The organism is Peribacillus sp. FW305-BF15, assembly GCF_058783805.1.
Genome location: NZ_JBYSYV010000018.1, coordinates 45,158 through 63,030, shown reverse-complemented (window position 1 = coordinate 63,030; position 17,873 = coordinate 45,158). Strand labels below are relative to the sequence as shown.

Genomic DNA, 17,873 nt, shown 5'->3' with positions numbered 1-17,873 from the left:
AAGGGGGATGGAAGGACTGAAGAAAACACTTTTTTGTTTCCCTTATGCTGGGGGAAGTGCATCTTTTTATAGAGAGTGGAAATTTGAGGATGACGTGATAGAGGTAGTCCCGCTGGAATACCCTGGACATGGCAGTAAATATAGTGAACCATTATGTGAACATATGACGGATTTGACGGATATATTATTGAAGGAAATGGAAACGAAACATCAAATGAATTCACTGGAAAACATCTCTTTGTTTGGACATAGCATGGGTGCGATCGTAGCCTATGAAATTGCGGCAAAATTAGAAGAGAGAGATGATAATAAAGTTGAACATTTATTCATTTCAAGTAAGTCATCCCCAGAGTATAAAGTAGACCAAATCGATTGCTCTAATACAAAACATTTAAAACAATCGCTTGAAAAAATCGGGGGAACAAACAAGGAACTCCTGGAAACGGAAGATTTCATGAATATATTCCTTCCGATAATCCAGTCCGACTTGAATGTATTATCCAACTATCACCATGAAAAAAAACGCGATAAAAAGGTGGGAAACAAAGCCGTTTTGCTATTGGGATCGAATGATACCGTGACGAAGGAAAGTATCGAAAGCTGGAATGAATACATTGAACATATTGAAGGATTGCATATATTAAAGGGTGATCATTTCTATATAAAGCAAAACCAGGATATCGTTTTAAAAATCATTCAAGAGTATGTACTCAATAGTCGTTGTGGAGTCTTGATTTAAGAGAGCGGACTGACTGCCTTGCACCAAAACCTGCTCTAATGTAAGCATCCGCTTGGATACCAATGAAACCCAATCTTCATCTAAAAAAGGACTGATTTATTTCAGTCCTTTTTACTGTAGACAAATTTATAAAGCTCCAGTTATTTTCAGAAATCCACTCCCACGGCCGACTGTCTGCTAAGCTTCCTCGACGGAAGCGCCTGTGGGGTCCCGGCTAGCCAGTTATTCGGCAGGAATGTCGCTAATTTCTTCAATCAATGATGGGTCCATCCTTATAAAAAAGTAAAAAACAATCGAACCTCCTTTTAGGAGTCCAAACAAATCGGCGCAATTCGATTAAATGAGAAACATTGCTACTATTGTAGTCACTGCTAAACCAATGGTTACCGGAAGCAGATTCCGGCGGGCAAGTTCAAAGGGACTGACATTACATATGGCAGCTGCCGGAATCAGTGCCCATGGAATGAGGGTACCTCCGCCAACCCAAATCGCTGTTATTTGCCCGAGTGCAGTCAAGGTGGCGGTTCCTCCTCCGATTGCCGTGCCAAAGAGTTTAGCGACAGATCCCGCTAAAGAAATGCCTGAGAAGCCCGATCCATCCAAGCCGGTGATGGCACCGATGCCGGTTAATGTGACGGCGGCTATTTCTTTCGTTAAAGGAACGGAGGCGGCCAATGCGGCACCGAGGTCATTGACGATGCCGAGGGATGTTTTCGGTAAGTAGTCACCGATGATCTGATTGAATCCAGAATCACCTAAATAAAAGAATGCGGCGATCGGAATGACGGGTCCGAATACTTTGAAGCCAAATTGAAAACCCTGAATCAAATAGCCCGTTGATTTTTCAAGCCCTTGCTGTTTATGTGCGACAAGGGATAAAATCAGCAAAATGAAAACCGCTGTACCGCCAACTAACGCGGTTGCATCTCCGCCTTGCAACTTCAAAATCGACAATGCCACAACATCCAACAGAAAGGCAATCGGAATGAAAACGGCAAAAAATTTCTTTTGTGCCAGTGTAAGCAGATTTTCACTGACTGTTTGATCTTGGACAAATCCCTCATTATCCGCCTTGATTCTTCCAAGCTTCATATCCCGCTTTAAAAGGATAAAGGCGGAGAGGGTGGTGACAACCCCCATCGTAATGACAAGGGGTATGCTCGCAGCGATGACATCACCGACTGGTATCGAAGCCGCATCGCCCGTTAGTTTAGGAGCAGCCTGAATGATGAAATCCCCTGATAATGCGATTCCGTGACCAAAAAGGTTCATCGCCATCGCCACCCCAAGTGCAGGTAAACCAGCCCGTAAGGCAACTGGGAGCAGGACTGCCCCAAGTAAGGCAACGGCAGGTGATGGCCAGAAAAACCAGGATATCACCATCATGACGATTCCAATTACCCAAAAAGCAAGTGTAGGGTTCTTAATGAATTTCGCAAATGGTGCAATCATGACATCATTAATGCCCGACTTCGTCAAAACCGTACTCATGGCAACGATGATGGAAATGATTAAAATCGTTGCCATTAATTCCGTTATTGCGAAAATGAAGCTGTTGAATATCCCGCTTATGGAAGAGGCTAAACTGCCTGTAGCCACTAAAGCCAAAAGGAAAATCCCAATTATGCAGATGAGGGTAGTATCACGACGTTTTACCATAAACCCGATTATCAATGCAATAAAAACAACATAAATCCAATGGAGTGCCGTTAATTCCATCTCCATGATTCGTCCCCCTCATAAATGTGCCTAGTTACAGATTATGAAGGAGGTATGGGGTGGTGAGTTGTTTCAAAAATTTTAAAGGCTTATCTTATTTACAACTTATGATGTGAATATCGAATTTAAGAGGAGATTACAGGGTGTATTTTTTCTTTTGCTTAAGACTTAGTTGAAATAGGGGGATGTTGTATAAGATAATCCTACTGAATCAGCTATCATCCGTATAAAGTAAGTAAATGAACTTTAATAACCTTCCACAATTAGTTGATATGAGAGGCAAGTTAAAATCAAATGGTACTTACTCAAAGCGAACAAAATCAATTACTCACCGTGTATGGCATCATTCATTAACAAAAAAGAATTTGGGTGGATCTGATGCTGCAAGCTTTGCAGATTACCATGTAAATACACTCGGTTGGCCTGGATGTGGCTATACGTTTGTAATAGAGCCTAAGAATCTAATTAATACACCGAATGGTAAGAGGGCCAGGATTGTATATGCAAATGACATTAACCAAAGGACTTACCATGTTGGAAACAGCAATCAATTCTCACTTGGAATTTGTGTTGCTGGTGATTATCGCTATGACAAGATGGACGATGGCACACTTGCGAGTATTGCAGATCTACACGCTGCACTTGTTAAAGATGGGATTGGGAAATAGTATAAGGCCCATAATGAAATGCCAGGTTATAGTTGGAAAGCTTGTTGTCAGTATAACTACAGAGATGCTTTTGATTGGAAAGGTTCAAAAACTCCAGCCAAACCAGCACCGGCTCCTGATGTTTATACAATCCAAGAAGGCGATACTTTATGGAGCATTGCACATAAAGACGGTGCAGGCGGAGTTCAAGTTGAAGATTTAATTAAAGCGAATCCTGGTATTGATCCAACTAAATTAAAAATTGGTCAGAAAATCAATTTTGGAAATGCTAAAGAAATTATTGTACAACCTGATAAAAAAGAGGATGATGAATCTTCAAATAGTGGAGATGAAGTAGTTAAGTCCATTCAAATAACGTTAAATAGCCGTTATAATGCTGTTCTTATTGTGGATGGATTCAATGGCCCTAAAACCAAATCAGCACTAATCAAAGCTTTACAAACGGAACTCAATAAACAATTCAATAAAAAGCTTGTTGTGGATGGTAAATGGGGAGCTAAAACTAAGGCTGCCATTGTTACTGTTGAAAAGGTGCAAAAGGCAATCTCACATGGATCCTACAAGCTGCACTTTATTTGGAAGGATTTAACCCTGGATCACTAGATTCAACCTTTGGCAAAGGTACTGAGTCGGCATTGTATAAGTTTCAGCAGGCTAAAGTGATAACTGCAGATAAAAAGGCTGGTAAAGAATCTTTTAAACAATTGTTTTATGCATATTAAAAAAAGTAAATATGAAAGATAGCTGTCGACTTGGCGACAGCTATCCCTAAAACTTTTGATAACATTAATTTAATATAATTATGTTAGTTCTTTCTTCTTGTAAAATGATATATCAAAAAAATTAATCCTATAATGATTGTCGCAATTGGATAAATCAGGTTATCCATAGTGAAAAAGTTTCTAAGAACTTCTTCATTCCCTACTAAAACATTAGAAGGAAAAGCCTGAGAAAATAAATTAATTAAGAGTAACATTAACAAAGCTATAATTATACAAAAAACTCCTAGGGCTAATAACATGTTGGATTCTCATTTCATTTTAAGTTTTGACTATATAATAATAACATTTAAATTAGCTATTTACAAAATTGGAATATTATTGTTATTATAGTATAGAAATTAAAGAGTAGGAAAATATTGTTAAATTCTTTAAGTTTTTGGTTTTATCAATTGGCTTGGTTCTATCATTATCTATGTTTAGTAATTCTGCTTTTGCTAGTGGGGTTGAAACTAAAGTTTCTACAGATAATAGAATGAGTGCTTATTCGTCACTCTGGTATTTAACATTTAATCAGGGGTATCAAAGTAAAGCTTACGGTTCATGGAAAAATGGAACAAGTGGATCAGGTCCTGCAAGTCTAACACTTGCTAAATCTGTTACAGTTGCTAATACATATTCTGGAACATTATCAGCTAGTAAAAAAGATGTAAGTGCTTCAGTCGGATTTAACATAACTTCTTCAAAATCGACAACAGCATCATACACTGTTAAAGTACCTAAAGGAAAAAAATATATGATTCAGTGGAGACCTGTGTATAAGAAATATAAGGTTAAACAAGACGCGTATATTGGTAGTACTTTTATGGAAACAACGTATGTATATCCGAAGAAATATGATTATTTAGACTACAGATGGATTGTAATGTAAGTGATTTTCCTAATTACTGAAAGAAATCCTTCTCTTAACCGGAGAAGGATTTTTTCTGTCTTTAATAGGAACAAATGCTCGTGTATAAAGGAACAGGATTAGATTTACGCACGAGCTAAAACCTTTGATGGTGATGGTTCTTTAATCAAAACTAAATCGGCAAGTTACAAAGACGGACTCTATTGGAGTTAAAACATTGAACGGTTCAACATACTTCAGGAATGATTTTGCTATTGGTAGTAGAAAAATAATGAAGAGATATGCTCATTGCATATCTCTTTTAATTAGGGGAAGATTGGTTTTATGAAAAAATACTACATAGCTGCATTATCTGTTTTGATATTGCTTGGGGTTTTTTACTGGTTTTATGCTTCATCTCCACCTAAAGAATTAAGATTAAGCACGTCTAATAATGATGATATTGAAAAAGAAAGCAAAGAAACGAATGCGGCTGAGTATGGTTCGGTTGGGTATGGTTTGAAAGATTTGAATGGTAAACTTATAAATGAAGGAAGTGCACTTAATAGTAAAAACAATGAAGTGAGAGTTGTTGCCTCAGTAGACAATGACATTGATGAGGACAGAAAGTATGCTTTACTTATTTTTGAAGATTATAAACAAGTAAATTTCAAAGCTGAAAATAAGGGGCAGGACGTAAATAAATATTTCTTTGATATGAAACCTAACAGCTCTATAAACTTTAATGTTGCTGTACCTATTCGTTCCGACTCAAGTGAATTGACTTTTGTAATCGTGCAAAAGCCAGAGTATAAATTGAAGGAGCTCGATCTAATTAAGGCAGGTATTTTAGAACAAGTTTTAAGTATGCGGTATTCCATCAACAAAGCTGACAGCGAAAAAGATGTTAAAAAAGTAAAGGAAGTAAAACCAGATGCTATTGTGAAGGATGGATTAAATGAAAGTATATCTATTACAAATAGCCAAGAAAAGTTGCAATCAATTATGACTGAAAAAGAAGGCAAGAAGCTTAAGCTCTCTGCCGGAAATGAGACGAATGATGAGATCAGATATGCTATCATAGCTTTAAAAGATTGGGAACAAGTTCCGGTCATAGATAACACAGAAGTCTTATATACAAATGTTCCACCAGAAACTAGACATCTTTTTGATTTTAATCTACCCGACGTTGAAAGCGAAAAAAATTTCCAACTTATCGCCTTCCCATTTCCTTATGAAGTAAATGCTGATAATTATGAGAGTCAACAAACTTTTGGTTCCTTTAGAGTTGTTATTCAAAATAAAGAATAAGATTATTAACGGAAAGGAAGACAATGCTGGAACTAGTAGTACTACAAAAACACAAACTACATGGAATATGGATAAAACAGTTAAATATACTGGATTAGCATTCGTATACACATATACCGATGCGTATGTACAAGTTGCTACTAAAACTAAAACTGGTACATTTAATAAATACGCATTTTAAGGAGTGGAAGACATTGCACAGTATTAATATAGTAAATGGTATAATTGATATCATTATTCTTGTTGTAGTGGTATTTATTATAGTGAAGATCGCAAAAACAGTCAGTAGAAAATTAAAGAAGAAAAAGTAGATTGAAAGGTGAACTGAGAAGTTCGCCTTTTTTATTTATACGTTTTCAATAGTCTGAGCCCTTACTCATCTAGAGTAGGGGCTAAATTATAACAAATTAAATAAATTTAGCTTATTCCGTAAGTAAGAAGTTTGTTGTTAGGAATTGACTATCAGTGTACAGCAATACTCAGATGGTTTAAACAGGGTGGGGAGATATCCCCCAATTGTATAAGGTGGGGCATGATTTTTATATTTTTTCATTTGGATTTTTAATATATTGAATTAATGATGAAAGTAATATAAAAATGGCAACGATACTAACTATTATATGTACAAGTATAAATTCTCTTGTTGGATAGTTATTGTCAAAATTAGAAAAAGACCAAAATAAAAGGCTAATTGATAAAAGTATTGTTCCAATGAGTACTCAAAGTAAGACCCTCCTTTAATTCAAAAATTTAAATTATAACTAATATAGCACGAAAAAACCGCTTATTTTCCTAATTTATGAAGATGCTTTTTACCGTTACACTGCCTTTATTCGTGTCTCCATCAATAGTAAGATAACGGGAAAATACTTCTCAACTAATGACATGATTCAAGGCTTATCTTCTTTATTTTCAACAATAGTTCAAGTATCCTTAATTTGAATAGCAACTACTGTAAATGAGGGATAAGCCGTGAAGCAAATATATAGTGATGTCATACAATTTCGGGGTACACATTATGAGTTTGGATACATGCAAGGGGAGGAATTAAAAGATTCACTAACGGTAAAGAACCGTGAAGATCAATGGAAGATCAGGCAGCCGAGGTTTACGGTTGAAGAAGAAGAGGTCAAGAGAGCCATTACACAATTCGCCCCTGGAGTTTGGGAAGAATTACTCGGATTGCAAGAAGCGTTGAAATGGCCAATGGAACGCGTGCTGCAAGAGTTCGGTGGATACCGATTGGATTATGTCCGGTCGGGCTGTTCAATCATGACAGGCAATGATTATCTCATTCGCAATTATGATTACCACCCGAAGACTTATGAAGGACGCTATGTCTTATTCCAGCCAACCGATCAAGGGTATTCAAGTATCGGCCCTAGTCAGCGAGGGACTGGCCGGATGGATGGAATGAACGAAAAAGGGTTGGTGATAGGCTATAACTTCATGAATCGCAAGAACCCTGGTGATGGTTTCATCTGCTGCATGATTGGCAGACTGATTGTTGAATCTTGTGCGGACGTTCAGGAAGCGGTGGCGATGCTGAAGGAAATCCCGCATCGTCATTCTTTCACTTACGTCGTCTATGATAAAAGCGGAAGTACCTATATTGTGGAGACCTCCCCAAGAAATGTAGAGGTGCGCACGTCAAATGCCTGTACCAATCACTTTGAAATCATGAAAAATGAAAACCGTAACCATCTTATCGATTCGAAACGCCGATTGGAGATCATCCAAGATCATGAAGGGAAACTTTCTTCAGCCTACGATGCTTATCGGTTGTTTAATGATACCAATCAAGGTGTCTTCTCGGATTTATATAGCAGCTGGGCGGGAACGATTCATACATCCGCTTATTTACCTAAAGAGATGAAAGCTTGGATTGCCTTGGGAGGGAACCAAGAGCCCACTTCCATAGATTTTGCGAAATGGCTCGAAGGGGAAGATGTTAATTTAGAACGAATCAAAGGTGTAATTGATACGGATATTCCCTTCGTGCACATGGATGGGGGAGCGAATTGGTTTCGGAATTGAACATCTTTAAGTAAAATTTCACCTACTTTGTTAAGGGCCCAATCCTTTGATTGGGCTTCTTTTGTTGTTCTACTTTTAGGAAAACCTGGTACTATTTATTAGTGGGTGTCACCGTAATATTATATGATAGAGTAACGGGCTTTGGATTGGGACAGGAAGCTGAATTTGTATGCCATACTTGGACAATAAGGGGATGAGTGAATGTTTTCGACAGCTATTGGATGGTTTCGGTTTATTACAATAATTGAGGGAATCTCATATGTATTATTGCTTGCCATTGGTATGCCCATTAAGTACATATTGGATATTGGGGAAGCAACACTCATTTTAGGCAGCATCCATGGTTTCCTGTTTGTCGTGTTTGGGCTTTTATTACTTTATGTGAGCATCATATCAAAATGGTCCTTTTTAAAAATGGCGATGATTTTCATCGTTTCATTCATTCCATTTGGTAATTTTGTTATCGACCGCAGGCTGCTGAAGCAAAGTTAAATACTTTTACTTTAACGTCTTCCATATAAGTGGAAGGCGTTTTTTTGATGGATTTAAGCTTGCTGTAAGGTTGGCACAAAGATGCTGTAAGAATGAGCATGTAAGATAAATGTATCAACAATACTGAAGAGGTGAAACAAATGGAACCATTATTAAAAGTGGAAAATATAAAAAAAACATATGGTAAATCAAGCGCTGCCTATACGGCGTTGGAAAATATATCTTTTGACATTCATGCAGGGGAGTTTGTAGGAATCATGGGACCTTCTGGAGCGGGGAAATCGACTTTGCTCAATATGTTGGCAACGATCGACTCGCCGACTGAGGGGAAAATTTATATGAATGATACGAGCATTCACGATATGAAAGGGGCGGACTTAACGGATTTCAGACGTGAAAATCTGGGTTTCATCTTCCAGGACTACAATTTGCTAGACTCATTGACTGTGAAGGAAAATATATTATTGCCACTGGCGATTGCGAAAATTCCAGCGAAAGAAATTACTGCGTTGGTGAATCGTATTGCTAAAGTATTTGGGATTGAAGATTTATTAGCTAAATATCCATACCAAATCTCCGGTGGGCAAAAGCAAAGAACAGCTGCAGCCAGAGCGCTTGTGACAGAGCCGGCATTGATCCTGGCAGATGAGCCAACAGGTGCACTTGATTCAAAATCTGCAACAGGTCTGCTGGAAAGCTTAAGTGAACTAAATGAAAATAATAATTCCACCATCATGTTGGTGACACATGATGCATATGCCGCAAGCTTCTGCCGGCGGATAATTTTCATCAAGGATGGTACACTTTCAACAGAAATTTATCGTCGCGGCCAATCACGTAAAGCTTTCTTCCAAGAAATCATGGATGTCCTTGCAACAATTGGAGGTGAGGTAGATGACGTTATTTAGTCTGGCGAGAAAAAATATTGCCCGGAACCTTTCCCAATATTTTTTATATATCGCATCCATGGTATTTAGCATTATCATCTACTTCACATTTGTAACATTGAAATATAGTGATGCAGTTGCAGAACAAACGGCTTCATCACAGAAACTAGGTTCATTAATGAGTGGTGCGGCCGTCATCCTGATTTTTTTCGTTGCCATTTTTATTGCCTATTCCAATTCATTTTTCATGAAAAAGCGTAAAAAAGAAGTGGCATTATATGCATTGCTTGGCGTACGTAATCGCCAGATTGGCTTTATGCTCTTCTTTGAAAATCTATTGCTAGGCTTGGTTTCATTAGTTGTAGGGATTTTACTTGGATTTCTATGTTCAAAAGGGTTCATGACGATCTTGATCTATTTAATGGGCTATGATGTCATCGCACCTTTTACATTTTCAGGATCTGCAGCTTTGAACACCTCTATCGTATTTCTTATTATTTTCTTGGTGACATCATTCCAGGGCTATCGTTTAATATACCAATTTAAACTAATTGATCTTTTCCATGCATCGAAAAAGGGGGAAGCGGCTCCGAAGCCATCTATGATTGTAGCCTTTCTGGGAATTTTCCTGATTGTCATCGGATATTGGTTGGCGATGCAAGATCTTTTTACTTCTAAAGTGTGGGAAAAGATTGGCTTTTTGATGACGGCACTCATTATTTTGACAACTGTTATTGCCGGTACATTCTTATTGTTTCATAGCGTGACAGGCTTTGTGTTAGCCGTGATCAAGAAAAATGAAAAATGGCTATGGAAAGGCCTGCATCTGATGACGGTCTCGCAATTGCTTTATCGCATTCGGGGGAATGCAAGGACATTGACCGTAATTGCGGTGTTAAGTGCTACAACGGTAACGGCTGGAGGTGCGGTCTATGGTCTTTATTACAACGCGAATGACCAAGTTATGACCGTTGATCCGAATACCTTCATGTATCAGCAAACGGATGTAAAAAGCGATCATCAAGTCACCGCCATATTGCCAGATACAAAGTATGATGAAAATGTTGAAGCACTATCTATCACATTTAATACGAAAGAACTTAGCGAGGAATCAGCATTCGATAACTCGGATAAAAGGATTTACACGGTAATCAATGAAAGAACATATAACAAATTGGCAGATGTACAAGGTAAGGAAGCATTGCATGTGAATCATGGCAAAGCAGTCATTTTAGATATTGGATATGACAAAAGATTCTCACCTGAATACAAGGACAAGACGATAAGGACAGAAGACAACACGGCGATAACATTCCAAAGCTTTAAAACACAAACGGTTTTAAATGCCAAAACAGCAGGCATTGCAGTGGTTGTATCGAATGATCAATTTAAATCATTGCAAAAAGAAGGGGAGGCCCTGAACTATCGTGCTATCGGTGTTGATCAAGCCTCCGTGGATTTATCTGAAAAAATATCAAAACAAATACCTGAAGAAGCTCTATTTTCCAGTGCGCCTCAAGATTTTCAAGCAAGCATTGAAAGTGTAGGATCATTGCTCTTTATCGGCAGTTTTCTTGGTCTGGTTTTTTTAGCGGCAACAGGCAGTATCATTTACTTTAAAGTTCTAACGGAAGCTGAGGAAGATAAATCACAATACAATATGCTTCATAAAATGGGCGTTAACGCAAAAGAAATGCGGAAATCCATTGCATCCCAAGTGTTTGTAATCTTTTTCGTCCCGCTGGCAGTCGGGCTATTGCACAGTGCGGTTGCGTTAAAAGCCTTCTCGGGGTTATTGATGATGAATCTGGCAAAACCTGTATTAATCTGGATGATCGCTTATACGATTATTTACGGTCTGTATTATATCTTAACGGTAGCTTCTTATAATCGTATTATCACACAAAATAATAAAACAGAAGGATGATCTAAATGAAGAAATTTTTTATGGTAGTTGGCATATTGTTCATACTTGGAGCGGCAGGAGTATTCGCGCTTACTAAAATTGACTTTAATCGCATGAATGCCGATAATTATTATTTGCAAATTACAGAGGATGGGGTGCAGCATGAAACCAAACTGGATGATGGTACAGTGATGACTTCCTATTCTTATAAACTTGACGCCAAAAATGCAGATGGTGAAATGATACCGCTTGAATTCACGGCACAAAAAAATCTTCGAAAAGATGCTTACTTAAAGATGTACGTGAAAAACGGTGATGAAGTTTCGTCATATGATGAAGTGAAATTTGAAGATATTCCAAAAAAGGCACAACCAAAATAAATAGGAAAGAAGGGCTGTCTGTTATGGACAGCCCTTTCTCTGTAGGAAAAATAAGTTATATAAGTATCGTGATGGTTGTTCCCTTATTTTCAATGCTAGTCAAATCCAGTTTACCTTTATGAGCCAGGATAATGTCCCTTGCAATGGCCATTCCTAAGCCGGTCCCATGTTTACTGGCAGTATTCGTACCTCGATAGTAGCGTTCAAAAACCTGATCCAAATCTTTGGAGGGAATACCGCGGCCATTATCGGCAATGGTAATCTGGGTATGATGTTCTGATTGTAGATGAATATCATCAATTTGTATTTTCACGACGACATTTTCATCATTATGTACGAGCGCATTGTAGATAAAGTTAAAAATTGCCCGTTTCAGTAAATTTTTATCGACTTTATGCATTGCTTTATCCACATTTGCCTCAAATTCGACCTGTCGATCACCAAATTGTGAATCATTTAAGAGCTCTATCGTCATTTCTCTTATAAACCCAACGATATCAACATCTTCAAATTGCAAGGGAAGTCGTTGGTTGCGTAAACGCATCGTTAAATTGAGGTCATCCAACAGATTTTTCATATATACGGACTGTCTATTAATAATGGATGTAAACTCATACAATTCTTGTGGTGTTAATTCAGTGGCATTGTCTTTCATCAATTCTGTATAACCATGGATGGATGCAAGTGGTGTCTTCATGTCATGAGAAACATTGCTAATCCATTCCTCACGCATTTGATCGAGTTGATCACGTTCTTTTTCATACTGATCTAACTTTACCGATAGTTCATTCATATTGTGAAATACATCTTCATAAACGCCTTTTGGTATACTCATCTTTTTAAAACGTCTTTCACGAAGCTGCTGAATTCCCTCTATTAAAGTGTTAAGTGGTGTCGTTAATCTTTTACCAAATAATAGTCCAATGAATAGGGCAATAATGATATCCACCGTTAAAAACAGTAAAAGTATGATGTTGAAGTACTTTAAAATGTGAACATAATTATAGGACAGTACATATCGGCCTATTCCTCGATCTTTAACCCCTACAAAATAGCTGAAATCATGAGCTTCGCCGGCAAAAACAGTCGTCTCTGCATCAATTTCTTTATACTTATACATTTGGACGATTTCAATTGGAGAATATACGGTTTGCAATTTTTGAGGTGTGTAATAGGCTGCTACTTGTTCACCCTTATCATTCAAAAATTGTATCCATGCGTTCGTGTTCCGCAGTTTTTCCAGTCCTTCTTCATTTACCTTTGGTTTGTCATCTATTAGTTCAACATATTGTGAAAAAGATCGGCTAAAGTTTTCCGCAGATTCCTCTTCCGTGTCGAAATGAACAAAGAGTAAGCATAAAAGTAAAATTGTATTTACGATTCCTACGATTACGACAATTATCACAACGGATCCTAAAAAGCGCCGTGTCAATTTCCACTTCATCTTGTTTCACCCTTGGTTTGTAATTTATAACCAAGCCCTTTAACGGTTATTAGAAAAGATGGCTTTGAAGGATCTGCTTCGATTTTTTCGCGTAAACGGCGAATATGGACCATCACTGTATTATCAGAGCCAAAGAAATCATCGCCCCACACATGTTCAAACAAAGTTTCCTTGCTCAAGATCTGATTCGGATGATGCATAAAACAGCTCATCAGACCAATTTCTTTAGCTGTCAGCTCAAGGGTTTTGCCATCCTTTTTCACTTCATTTTCATTTGAACTAAGCTCAAATGGACCAATTTGCAATCTTTTCGGTGAGGTTTTTTCCTCTGTATAGCCCGCCCGCCTTAGCTGCGCCTTTACTCGATAGGCAACTTCTTTCGGACTGAATGGTTTGGTAATATAATCATCCCCGCCAATCGCCAACCCCAAAAGCTTATCAATTTCCTCATCCTTTGCCGACAAAAATAAAATCGGCACATTCGACACTTCACGAATTTGCTTGCATAAGTCATAGCCTTCACCATCTGGCAGCATGATATCCAGCAAGACTAGTGATGGATCGAACTTCTGAAACTTTGCCCACCCATCCGCAATCGTCCCCGCCGTAATAATATTGGGGATACCTTCTTTATGTAAAACTGTCTCCATGAGACGTGCCAAATCTTCTTCATCGTCAATAATTAAAATCCACTGATCATTAGACATTCTTCTACCTCCCAAACATCAATCATACCCTACAGTATAGAGTACCCCTTAAGAAAAAATAAGGGGAGGAAAAGATTTTTAACGAACTCTTGCCATTGATTTCACGAAACACAGGTGAAAATAACGAAGTGCCATTACATGAAAAATGACTGTAGAGTTGAGGATATTTATGCCTGGTTCTTATTTATTTAAGGGAGTTTCCGAAAGAAGATCGTGCTTCATACTGATTTGGTAAAGGTTGTATGATAAACTGTTTAAAGAATTGCTAGGAAGATTATGCTAAGTAATGGGATTTTCGGAATTCGTTCCAATGTACGTAGCGAATGTGGAAGAATAAAAGGAGAAATATATAATGGAAACAAAAAAGGTGTTACCCGTACTTTTTTTAGTGATGTTTTTAGTCATGGTCGGATTTGGGATCATCATTCCCGTCATTCCGTTTCTTGCTGAAAAGGTTGGTGGCAGTCCTACAGAGCTAGGCCTTTTAATGGCTGTTTATTCACTGATGCAATTATTTTTTGCCCCGATATGGGGACGTATATCTGACCGGATAGGGCGTAAGCCTGTCATGATTATCGGGATTGCTGGACTGGCCCTTTCGTTTTTCATCCAGGCTTCGGCAGATTCCTTATGGGTATTATTTGCAGCCAGAATCATTGGCGGGATTTTGTCATCGGCAAACATGCCAACCGCAATGGCTTATGTGGCTGACATCACGACGCCGGAAGATCGGGGAAAAGGGATGGGAATCATCGGGGCCGCCACAGGGCTTGGATTCATCTTTGGACCGGCGATTGGCGGGGTATTCTCCAAATCAAGTTTGAACTTGCCGTTTTACATTGCTGGAATATCCTCTTTGATTACTTTATTCTTAGTGATTGCAATACTGAAGGAATCACATACAGTAGAGAAGAGGGCCCAACAGTCAAAAAATAAAGAGTCCATGTGGAAAGCCTTTAGAGGGCCTCTTAAAACCATGTTCTTTTTGCAAATGATCGTCACCCTTTCAATGGCAGGACTAGAAACGACTTTCGCCTATTTTGCAGCCAAAAAGGCTGATATAAGTCTTGTGCAATTAGGCTATATCTTTATGATCATGGGGTTTGGGAGTGCGATCGTTCAAGGTGGATTAGTGGGCAGGATGACAAAGAAATATGGGGAAGGCGCGGTCATACGAATGGGAATCATCGTCTCGGGAGTCGGTTTCATTCTTATCTTGTTTTCTTCCGGGTTCTGGACATCGGCGGTCTTCCTGACGATTTTCGGAGTGGGTAATGGGTTCATCCGGCCTGCCATTTCAGCCCTGCTTACCAAAAGTTCCATGTCGGGCCATGGCAGTGTCACGGGATTGCTATCTTCCTTCGACTCGTTCGGCAGGATTGCCGGTCCTCCGATTGGCGGTTGGTTATTTTCGATTTCGATTGATTTACCATTTATATCGGGTGCCGTCCTTTCCGTTTTTGCTTTGATTCTTTTTCAGTTATACCATGCACGGACACAGACTAAACAGGTCCAAGCATCTCATTGATATAATGAGGGGCAAAACCCCCCATTTCTAAAAATGGGGGGTTTTGCGAGCGGTGCTTGAATAGCACCGTTTTTTTATTGAATCATATTGAGGAATTTTCGTGTGCGTGCTTCTTTAGGGTTTGTGAAAATCTGCTCGGGTGTTCCCCGCTCCATTATTTTTCCTTCATCCATGAAAATGACTTCATCGGCGACTTCGCGGGCGAAACGCATTTCATGGGTTACCACGATCATTGTCATGCCTTCATCTTTCGCCAGGTCTTTCATGACCTGCAGGACGTCTCCCACTAGTTCGGGATCCAAAGCGGAAGTGGGTTCATCGAATAGCATCACCTTAGGCTCCATGGCCAGGGCCCTTGCAATTCCGACCCGTTGCTGCTGACCGCCGGACAATTGAAACGGATAAAAATCGATTTTTTCCCCTAAGCCCACCTTTGTAAGCAGGGCAGCCGCCGTTTCTTTCGCTTGATGTTTGGCTATGTTTTTTACAATGATGGGGCCTTCCATTACATTTTCCAAAGCTGTTTTGTGGGGGAAGAGGTTATAGCTTTGGAAAACCATCCCTGTCAAACTGCGAAAAGATGTAATCGAATTTTTTCTAACGGGTTTTTTGAAGTCCATTACCGTTTCATTGATTTCAATCGTCCCGTCCGTGGGCACCTCAAGGAGATTCAAACACCGAAGAAAGGTTGTTTTACCTGAACCGGAAGGACCGATCAATACAATGACTTTGCCTTGCTCCACTTCCAAATCGATGCCCTTTAATACTTCAAGGTCACCAAACGATTTATGAAGATTCTTAATGTTGATCATTTTAAAATCTCCTTTAACTACTGCGGTTCTTATTTTGCTACATAACGATTAAGTCTCTCCTCTAAACTTCCTTGAATGAAGGATAGAATCGTACACAAAATCCAATATAAAGCAGCTGCTTCCATGTAAAGTAGTAAAAATTCATAGTTTTTTGCAGCGATTTCCTGGGCTTTACGGAATAATTCCGTTACAAGAATGAGTGATGCAAGCGATGTATCTTTTAAAAGGCTAATGAACGTATTGGATAATGGGGGAATGGATACCCGTGATGCCTGCGGCAAAATGATCCGCTTTAACGCTTGGGTATATGACATCCCGATCGAATAGCCCGCTTCCCATTGCCCTTTTGGTATCGATAAAATGGCCGCTCTTATAATTTCCGAAGCGTATGCTCCAACACTTAGTGAGAATCCGATAATAGCCGATATGAAAGGATCGATGGTTACACCTAAATTTGGAAGTCCATAGAAAATGATAAATAATTGCACAAGTAATGGTGTCCCGCGGATGATCGACACATATACTCGCGCAATTATTTGAAGAATCCTCATGGAAGATAATCTAGCCAATGCTGTGAGTACAGCCAGAATAAGGCCGAGAACAAATGAAATTAGTGTTAGTGGAATCGTATATTGAATAGCTCCCTCTATCATTGGATAGAGGGAGGTTTGAGCGATGGAAACAAGCTGGTTCATACGCTCGGGGTCGGTGAAAATATTACTTAGGAGAAACATCTTCACCAAACCATTTATCCGAGATTTTCGCGTACGTGCCGTCGTCTTTCATTGCTTTAAGTGCTTTGTTTACTTCTTCCACTAATTTGCCGCTGTCTTTTCTGAACATTAAACCACTTGCAACTCCGGTTTCTTCCTCATCAGCCACTTTGATAGGTGCATCCGGGTGTTGCTTTTTATAATCAAGGTACGATAATTTGTCATTGATCGTCGCATCTACACGTTTAGAAGCAATAAGCTGTACGGATTGAGAAAACCCTTCAATACCTGTAACTTTAGCACCATGAGATTTGGCTAGATCATTGTAATTACTCGTTAAAGATTGTGCAGAGGTCTTGCCTTTCAAATCATCGAAGGATTTAATATCCGAATTATCTTTGTGTACAAGCAATACGGCCCCTGATTGAATGTATGGGTCAGAGAAATCATATTTCTTTTGACGGTCTTCATCGATGCCCACTTGGTTTGCGATCATATCAAAACGTTTAGCATCCAAGCCTGCAAACATGCCGTCCCATTGTGTTTCCTTGAATTCAGCTTTCACTCCAAGGCGTTTTGCCACTTCTTTAGCAATTTCAACATCAAACCCCGTTAGTTTATCTGAATCATCGTGGAATGTGAAAGGAGGATATGTACCTTCAGTTCCAACAGTTAATACGCCATCTTTTTTGACTTTATCATAAAGACTTTCTTGTGATGAAGATTTATTGTCGGTATCGTTTGCCTCATTTTTGGTATTGGTACCACAAGCGGTTAGTACGACCGTGAAAGCTAACAATAGCGATAAAAGTGCAACCATTTTTTTCATTTGGGTAAACCTCCTAGTAATCTGATAGGGATTGATACTCTGTGATACTATACAAGAAAAGGAAAAAAGTCAATGAAAATAACTTACATCATT

18 protein-coding genes are annotated in these 17,873 nt (G+C 38.9%); 12 read left to right on the top strand and 6 right to left on the bottom strand.

The features are described 5' to 3' along the window. Positions 1-7: 7 nt before the first annotated feature. A complete protein-coding gene (locus tag AC3WLU_RS18740; RefSeq protein WP_492597720.1) occupies positions 8-739 on the top strand; it encodes a thioesterase II family protein in 732 nt (243 codons plus the stop codon). 336 nt (positions 740-1,075) lie between these two features. Here the strand turns inward: AC3WLU_RS18740 and AC3WLU_RS18735 are convergent, their stop codons facing one another. After that, positions 1,076-2,464, bottom strand: coding sequence for a hypothetical protein (locus AC3WLU_RS18735; RefSeq protein WP_492597719.1), 1,389 nt, complete (start codon positions 2,462-2,464; stop codon positions 1,076-1,078). 266 nt (positions 2,465-2,730) lie between these two features. Here AC3WLU_RS18735 and AC3WLU_RS18730 point away from each other — a divergent pair, with 266 nt between their 5' ends. The 10 genes from AC3WLU_RS18730 to AC3WLU_RS18685 all read left to right on the top strand — a co-directional run bounded on the left by AC3WLU_RS18730 (position 2,731) and on the right by AC3WLU_RS18685 (position 11,747). Next, on the top strand, positions 2,731-3,126 hold the full coding sequence (locus AC3WLU_RS18730) for a peptidoglycan recognition protein family protein (protein WP_230300421.1): 396 nt from the start codon (positions 2,731-2,733) through the stop codon (positions 3,124-3,126). 18 nt (positions 3,127-3,144) lie between these two features. After that, positions 3,145-3,729, top strand: coding sequence for a PGRP and LysM peptidoglycan-binding domain-containing protein (locus AC3WLU_RS18725; protein ID WP_369316015.1), 585 nt, complete (start codon positions 3,145-3,147; stop codon positions 3,727-3,729). Next, the gene (locus AC3WLU_RS18720; RefSeq protein WP_369316016.1) at positions 3,702-3,848 is read left to right on the top strand and encodes a peptidoglycan-binding domain-containing protein; all 147 of its coding nucleotides are present in this window, start codon (positions 3,702-3,704) and stop codon (positions 3,846-3,848) included. Before AC3WLU_RS18725 ends, AC3WLU_RS18720 begins: the two co-directional genes overlap by 28 nt. A 472-nt stretch (positions 3,849-4,320) precedes the next feature. Further along, the gene (locus AC3WLU_RS18715) at positions 4,321-4,776 is read left to right on the top strand and encodes a hypothetical protein (protein WP_492597718.1); all 456 of its coding nucleotides are present in this window, start codon (positions 4,321-4,323) and stop codon (positions 4,774-4,776) included. Between the two features lie 303 nt (positions 4,777-5,079). Next, on the top strand, positions 5,080-6,045 hold the full coding sequence (locus AC3WLU_RS18710) for a hypothetical protein (RefSeq protein ID WP_492597717.1): 966 nt from the start codon (positions 5,080-5,082) through the stop codon (positions 6,043-6,045). A gap of 972 nt (positions 6,046-7,017) precedes the next feature. Then, on the top strand, positions 7,018-8,082 hold the full coding sequence (locus AC3WLU_RS18705; protein ID WP_492597716.1) for a C45 family autoproteolytic acyltransferase/hydrolase: 1,065 nt from the start codon (positions 7,018-7,020) through the stop codon (positions 8,080-8,082). A 201-nt stretch (positions 8,083-8,283) separates the two neighbouring features. Then, the gene (locus AC3WLU_RS18700) at positions 8,284-8,574 is read left to right on the top strand and encodes a DUF3817 domain-containing protein (RefSeq protein ID WP_034305497.1); all 291 of its coding nucleotides are present in this window, start codon (positions 8,284-8,286) and stop codon (positions 8,572-8,574) included. Positions 8,575-8,714: 140 nt separating this feature from the next. Further along, positions 8,715-9,482 (top strand): ABC transporter ATP-binding protein, encoded by a 768-nt coding sequence (locus AC3WLU_RS18695; protein ID WP_057278685.1) that lies wholly within the window; start codon positions 8,715-8,717, stop codon positions 9,480-9,482. Beyond that, on the top strand, positions 9,469-11,388 hold the full coding sequence (locus AC3WLU_RS18690) for an ABC transporter permease (RefSeq protein ID WP_492597715.1): 1,920 nt from the start codon (positions 9,469-9,471) through the stop codon (positions 11,386-11,388). Before AC3WLU_RS18695 ends, AC3WLU_RS18690 begins: the two co-directional genes overlap by 14 nt. Before the next feature lie 5 nt (positions 11,389-11,393). Then, positions 11,394-11,747: a YxeA family protein gene (locus AC3WLU_RS18685; RefSeq protein WP_492597714.1), complete on the top strand. Its 354-nt coding sequence runs from the start codon at positions 11,394-11,396 to the stop codon at positions 11,745-11,747. Between the two features lie 55 nt (positions 11,748-11,802). Here the strand turns inward: AC3WLU_RS18685 and AC3WLU_RS18680 are convergent, their stop codons facing one another. Continuing rightward, on the bottom strand, positions 11,803-13,191 hold the full coding sequence (locus tag AC3WLU_RS18680; RefSeq protein WP_492597713.1) for a sensor histidine kinase: 1,389 nt from the start codon (positions 13,189-13,191) through the stop codon (positions 11,803-11,805). Further along, on the bottom strand, positions 13,188-13,898 hold the full coding sequence (locus AC3WLU_RS18675) for a response regulator transcription factor (RefSeq protein WP_063577367.1): 711 nt from the start codon (positions 13,896-13,898) through the stop codon (positions 13,188-13,190). The genes AC3WLU_RS18680 and AC3WLU_RS18675 overlap by 4 nt, the downstream gene beginning before the upstream one ends. Before the next feature lie 352 nt (positions 13,899-14,250). Here AC3WLU_RS18675 and AC3WLU_RS18670 point away from each other — a divergent pair, with 352 nt between their 5' ends. Further along, on the top strand, positions 14,251-15,426 hold the full coding sequence (locus tag AC3WLU_RS18670; RefSeq protein WP_492597712.1) for an MFS transporter: 1,176 nt from the start codon (positions 14,251-14,253) through the stop codon (positions 15,424-15,426). Positions 15,427-15,500: 74 nt separating this feature from the next. Here the strand turns inward: AC3WLU_RS18670 and AC3WLU_RS18665 are convergent, their stop codons facing one another. From AC3WLU_RS18665 to AC3WLU_RS18655, 3 genes are read right to left on the bottom strand one after another with little or no spacing between them, the layout of a single operon-like run. Beyond that, on the bottom strand, positions 15,501-16,238 hold the full coding sequence (locus tag AC3WLU_RS18665) for an amino acid ABC transporter ATP-binding protein (RefSeq protein WP_063577365.1): 738 nt from the start codon (positions 16,236-16,238) through the stop codon (positions 15,501-15,503). Between the two features lie 29 nt (positions 16,239-16,267). Then, the gene (locus AC3WLU_RS18660; RefSeq protein WP_411740230.1) at positions 16,268-16,972 is read right to left on the bottom strand and encodes an amino acid ABC transporter permease; all 705 of its coding nucleotides are present in this window, start codon (positions 16,970-16,972) and stop codon (positions 16,268-16,270) included. After that, positions 16,956-17,780: an amino acid ABC transporter substrate-binding protein gene (locus AC3WLU_RS18655; protein WP_187050462.1), complete on the bottom strand. Its 825-nt coding sequence runs from the start codon at positions 17,778-17,780 to the stop codon at positions 16,956-16,958. The genes AC3WLU_RS18660 and AC3WLU_RS18655 overlap by 17 nt, the downstream gene beginning before the upstream one ends. Positions 17,781-17,873: the final 93 nt, after the last annotated feature.

Coding starts and splice junctions, on each gene's coding strand:
- AC3WLU_RS18665 (WP_063577365.1), bottom strand. CDS start 16,238: ATGATCAACATTAAGAATCTTCATAAATCGTTTGGTGACCTTGAAGTA.
- AC3WLU_RS18740 (WP_492597720.1), top strand. CDS start 8: ATGGAAGGACTGAAGAAAACACTTTTTTGTTTCCCTTATGCTGGGGGA.
- AC3WLU_RS18655 (WP_187050462.1), bottom strand. CDS start 17,780: ATGAAAAAAATGGTTGCACTTTTATCGCTATTGTTAGCTTTCACGGTC.
- AC3WLU_RS18725 (WP_369316015.1), top strand. CDS start 3,145: ATGCCAGGTTATAGTTGGAAAGCTTGTTGTCAGTATAACTACAGAGAT.
- AC3WLU_RS18695 (WP_057278685.1), top strand. CDS start 8,715: ATGGAACCATTATTAAAAGTGGAAAATATAAAAAAAACATATGGTAAA.
- AC3WLU_RS18685 (WP_492597714.1), top strand. CDS start 11,394: ATGAAGAAATTTTTTATGGTAGTTGGCATATTGTTCATACTTGGAGCG.
- AC3WLU_RS18675 (WP_063577367.1), bottom strand. CDS start 13,898: ATGTCTAATGATCAGTGGATTTTAATTATTGACGATGAAGAAGATTTG.
- AC3WLU_RS18730 (WP_230300421.1), top strand. CDS start 2,731: ATGAGAGGCAAGTTAAAATCAAATGGTACTTACTCAAAGCGAACAAAA.
- AC3WLU_RS18735 (WP_492597719.1), bottom strand. CDS start 2,464: ATGGAGATGGAATTAACGGCACTCCATTGGATTTATGTTGTTTTTATT.
- AC3WLU_RS18670 (WP_492597712.1), top strand. CDS start 14,251: ATGGAAACAAAAAAGGTGTTACCCGTACTTTTTTTAGTGATGTTTTTA.
- AC3WLU_RS18700 (WP_034305497.1), top strand. CDS start 8,284: ATGTTTTCGACAGCTATTGGATGGTTTCGGTTTATTACAATAATTGAG.
- AC3WLU_RS18680 (WP_492597713.1), bottom strand. CDS start 13,191: ATGAAGTGGAAATTGACACGGCGCTTTTTAGGATCCGTTGTGATAATT.
- AC3WLU_RS18690 (WP_492597715.1), top strand. CDS start 9,469: ATGACGTTATTTAGTCTGGCGAGAAAAAATATTGCCCGGAACCTTTCC.
- AC3WLU_RS18710 (WP_492597717.1), top strand. CDS start 5,080: ATGAAAAAATACTACATAGCTGCATTATCTGTTTTGATATTGCTTGGG.
- AC3WLU_RS18715 (WP_492597718.1), top strand. CDS start 4,321: ATGTTTAGTAATTCTGCTTTTGCTAGTGGGGTTGAAACTAAAGTTTCT.
- AC3WLU_RS18660 (WP_411740230.1), bottom strand. CDS start 16,972: ATGTTTCTCCTAAGTAATATTTTCACCGACCCCGAGCGTATGAACCAG.